Annotated in this window: 3 protein-coding genes; all 3 read right to left on the bottom strand. The window is 69.4% G+C overall.

The annotated features are described in order from the left end of the window. Window positions 1-68 precede the first annotated feature (68 nt). From AC6LKG_RS26295 to AC6LKG_RS26285, 3 genes are read right to left on the bottom strand one after another with little or no spacing between them, the layout of a single operon-like run. Window positions 69-1,859, bottom strand: a complete 1,791-nt coding sequence (locus AC6LKG_RS26295) for an aminopeptidase P family protein (protein WP_498169885.1) — start codon at window positions 1,857-1,859, stop codon at window positions 69-71. 8 nt (window positions 1,860-1,867) lie between these two features. Further along, a complete protein-coding gene (locus AC6LKG_RS26290; RefSeq protein ID WP_498169882.1) occupies window positions 1,868-2,686 on the bottom strand; it encodes a M55 family metallopeptidase in 819 nt (272 codons plus the stop codon). 19 nt (window positions 2,687-2,705) lie between these two features. Continuing rightward, window positions 2,706-3,860: a DmpA family aminopeptidase gene (locus AC6LKG_RS26285; RefSeq protein WP_498169888.1), complete on the bottom strand. Its 1,155-nt coding sequence runs from the start codon at window positions 3,858-3,860 to the stop codon at window positions 2,706-2,708. Between the last annotated feature and the right edge of the window lie 4 nt (window positions 3,861-3,864).

The following is a 3,864-nucleotide window of genomic DNA, read 5'->3' as shown; positions in this document are numbered from 1 at the left end:
CGGCACAACATCGCAAGCGCAATGACAAAAGGCCCCATGGGGCCTTTTGTCATTGCAGGACGCGACGATCAGATGGCCGCGGTGCGGCGCTCCAGCCAGGCCAGGGCCTCGCCTTCCACCAGCGGCGACAGGCGCTCGAACACGGTCTTGTGATAATCGTTGAGCCACGCGGTTTCGTCCGCGCGCAGCAGCGACGGCTCGATGCAGCGCGTGTCGATCGGGCACAGCGTCAGCGTCTCGAAACACAGGAACTCGCCCAGCTCGGACGTCAGCCAGGCGCGGTTGGCCACCAGGTTCTCGATGCGCACGCCCCAGCGGCCCGGACGGTAGATGCCCGGTTCGTTGGAGGTGATCATGCCAGGCTCCATGGCCGTGTGCGGACCCGGCGCTGCGCGATAGGAGATGACCTGCGGGCCTTCGTGCACGTTCAGGAAATAGCCCACGCCGTGGCCGGTGCCGTGGCCGTATTCGGCGCCGCCTTCCCAGATCGGAGCGCGCGCGATGGCGTCCAGCATCGGCGACGGCGTGCCGCGCGGAAACGAAGCGCGCGACAGCGCGATCATGCCCTTGAGCACCAGCGTGAAGTCAACCTTCTGGTCGGCGCTGGGCGTGCCCACCGCGACCACGCGGGTGATGTCGGTGGTGCCGCCCAGGTACTGACCGCCGGAGTCGATCAGCAGCAGGCCGTCGCCCTCGATGGCGGCGTGCGATTCAGCCGTGGCGCGGTAATGCGGCATGGCGCCGTTGGCATTGAAGCCGGCGATGGTGGCGAAGCTGGGGCAGACGTAGTCCGGGCGGCGCGCGCGGGCGGCGGTGATCCGCTCGTCGATGGTCAGCTCGGTGATGCGCTCGTTGCCCAGCGCGCCTTCGAACCAGGCGAAGAACTCGCACAGGGCGGCGCCGTCTTGCGCCATGGCGTGGCGCACATTGGCCAGCTCGGCGTCGGTCTTGCGTGACTTGATCAGGGTTGACGGGTTGATGGCCTCGACGCGCGGCACGGCGGGGTCCATCGCATGGAACACGCCGCAGGTGACGCGCGCCGGGTCGATCAGCAGCTTCTGGTCGAGTTCCAGCGAGGCCAGCGCGTCGGCGGCCTGGGCGTAGTCGGCCACCTCGACGCCATCGGCGGCCAGCGTGGCGCGCAGGGCGGCGTCGATCTTGCCGTCGGCCACGAACAGTGTGGCGTGATCCAGGCCGATCAGCGCATGGCCGACGAACACCGGGTTGTAGTCGACGTCGGCGCCGCGCAGGTTGAACAGCCAGGCGATGTCGTCGAGGGTACTGACGAAATGCACGTCGGCGCCGTGGGCGCGCATGGCGGCGCGCACCTGGGCCAGCTTGTCGGCGCGCCCGACACAGGCCTGCGGCGCCACGTGTTCGTAGATCGCCGCCGACGGCAGGCCGGCGCGATCGGTCCAGATGTCGTCCAGCAGGTCGGCGCGGATCTCCAGCGTGGCGCCGGACGTGGCGGCGGCCACCGACAACGCACGGAACGCGGCCAGGCCCAGCACCTGGCCGTCCACGCCGATGACGTCGCCGGCGCGGGTATTGGCGGCCAGCCAGTCCACATGGCCCGGCGTGCTGGCGACGGCGATCTTCATCAACTGCACACCGGTGCCGGCCAGTTGCGCCTCGGCCTGCACCCAATAGCGGCTGTCGACCCACAGGCCGGCGAAATCGGCCGTCACCACCAGCGTGCCCACCGAACCCGTGAAGCCCGACAGCCAGCGCCGCCCCTGCCAGCGCGCCGGCAGGTATTCGGACAGGTGCGGGTCCGAGGACGGCACAATATAGGCGGACAGGCCGCGGCGGCGCATGGCCTGCCGCAATTCGGCGATACGGGTGTCGGTGCTGGACATGGGTTTCCTTAGCGCAACATGAAGGACATGGCGGCCAGGCTGTTGAGCGTGCGGACGGCGGACTGCATGCTGTCGGTGGTGAACCGCAGGGTCACGCCGTCCACGCGCTCGAGCGTGGGCCACATGCAGAACAGGTCGGCAAGCGCCGCGCTCTGGGTCTGCAACCGGCATTCTATAGGGGGCGCGATCCGGAACGGAACCGCCTTCTTCGCCTCGCGCACCGCGGCCTCGGCGGCAGCGGCAATGGCGCGGCGCGAGGCCGCGGGCGACAGGGTCACGCCGCTGCCCTGCCCGTGCGCCACCTTGGTCTGCACCCACTGTGCGCCGGGGAACAGGCTGGTGGTTTCGGCGATGAACACGTCGTCGCCGGAGGCCAGGACGACGGGCACGCCCATCTCGCCCGCCAGCGCGCCGTACAAGCCGGCCTCGCCCAGCTCCATGCCATTGATGACGACACGCGCGAAGGCAAAGCTGTTGATGGTGTGCGCCAGGACGCCGCGGCCCTGCGAGCGCGAGTGGTAGCCGATCATGAAGACGGCATCGCAGCCCTCCTCCAGGCCACCCATCATGCCCAGGTAGCGCGGCTTGCCCAGCACCAGGCGGGCGCGTTCGTCGATGCCGTCAGGCAGCAGGTTGCGGAAGCCGCCATGCGAATCATTGACCAGGACCTCCGTGGCGCCGCCGGCGATCGCGCCTTGCACCGCGGCGTTGGCCTCGCCGGTCATCCAGGCGCGGGCACGCTCGTATTCGCCGTTGCCGGCACGCACTTGTTCAGCATGGAAGACGCCGGCGACGCCTTCGATATCGGTGGAAATCAGGATCTTCATGATAGGGCCTAGATGGGATTCAGAATTCGGTGTCCGCCAGCCATTGGCGCCAGGCGGGCGCGGCATCGCGGATGGCGGCGCGGTAATGTCCATCGCGCCCCTGCACGCCCTGGGCGTGCCAGAGCGCGGCGATGATGGCCTGCTCGCAGGCCTCGGCCGCCGCCTCGAACAGCGGATCGATGCGGGTTTCGTGCAGCATCGCGATGGCCGGCATCGGCTGCTCGGCCCGCTGCGGCACCGTATAGGCGGTGGAGAACGCCAGCGCGATATCGCCGCTGCCATGCCCGAACACCGACCCGGTGCGCGCCAGGCCGGCGCCGGCACGCAACGACAGGCGGCGCAGCTGGCGGGCATCGAGCGGCGCATCGGTCGCGACCACCAGAATAATGGAGCCCTTCTCCGGCGCGATGGCGGCGTTCTCGCCAGCCTGTGCCAGGCCGCGGTCCAATTGGTCCGCCAACCGCCGGCCGAACGGCCGGCCGGCCACGGTCAGGTTGGGCAGGCGGCCGAAATTGGCCAGCACCAGCGCGCCCACGGTGTAGCGCAACCCCGGCTGGATCGGAGCCACGCGCGAGGCCGAGCCGATACCGCCCTTGAACGAAAAGCACGACATGCCGCGGCCGGCGCCAACCGCGCCCTGCGCCATCTGCTTGCCGCAGCCAGCCAGCGCCTCGGCGTAGTGCGATTCCCGCACCGCCATCGCCTGGATATCGTTGAGGTAGCCGTCGTTGCACTCGAACACCAGCGGGTTGACGGTGGCCATGGCGCGGCCGATCTCGGGATTGGCGGCAATCGCCGCGCGGATCTGGGCATTGGCCACGGTGCCCACGCCAAAGGTGTTGGTCAGCGCGATCGGTGTTTCCAGCACCCCCAGTTCCTGTAGCTGGACCAGGCCGGTGCTCTTGCCGAATCCGTTCAGCACGGTGGCCGCGGCCGGCACCTTGTCCAGGTAGAGGTTGCCGTCATGCGGCCGCAGCACGGTCACGCCGGTCTGCAGCGCGCCGTCATCCAGCGTGCTGTGGCCGACGGTGATCCCGCCCACGTCGCAGATCGAGTCCAGCGGGCCGGCGTCCAGCTTGCCGATGCGGGGTTGGTCGAGCGCTTGATTTTCCATGCTTGTCGCTGCGTGTCGCCACGCTCCAGAATGCAAAACGCCGCCGTCCCGCGCGGCCATGGCG

The organism is Achromobacter sp. 46006 (genome assembly GCF_059761975.1).
Note: the sequence above shows the minus strand (reverse complement) of the source record. Positions and strands in the feature narration are given on the sequence as shown.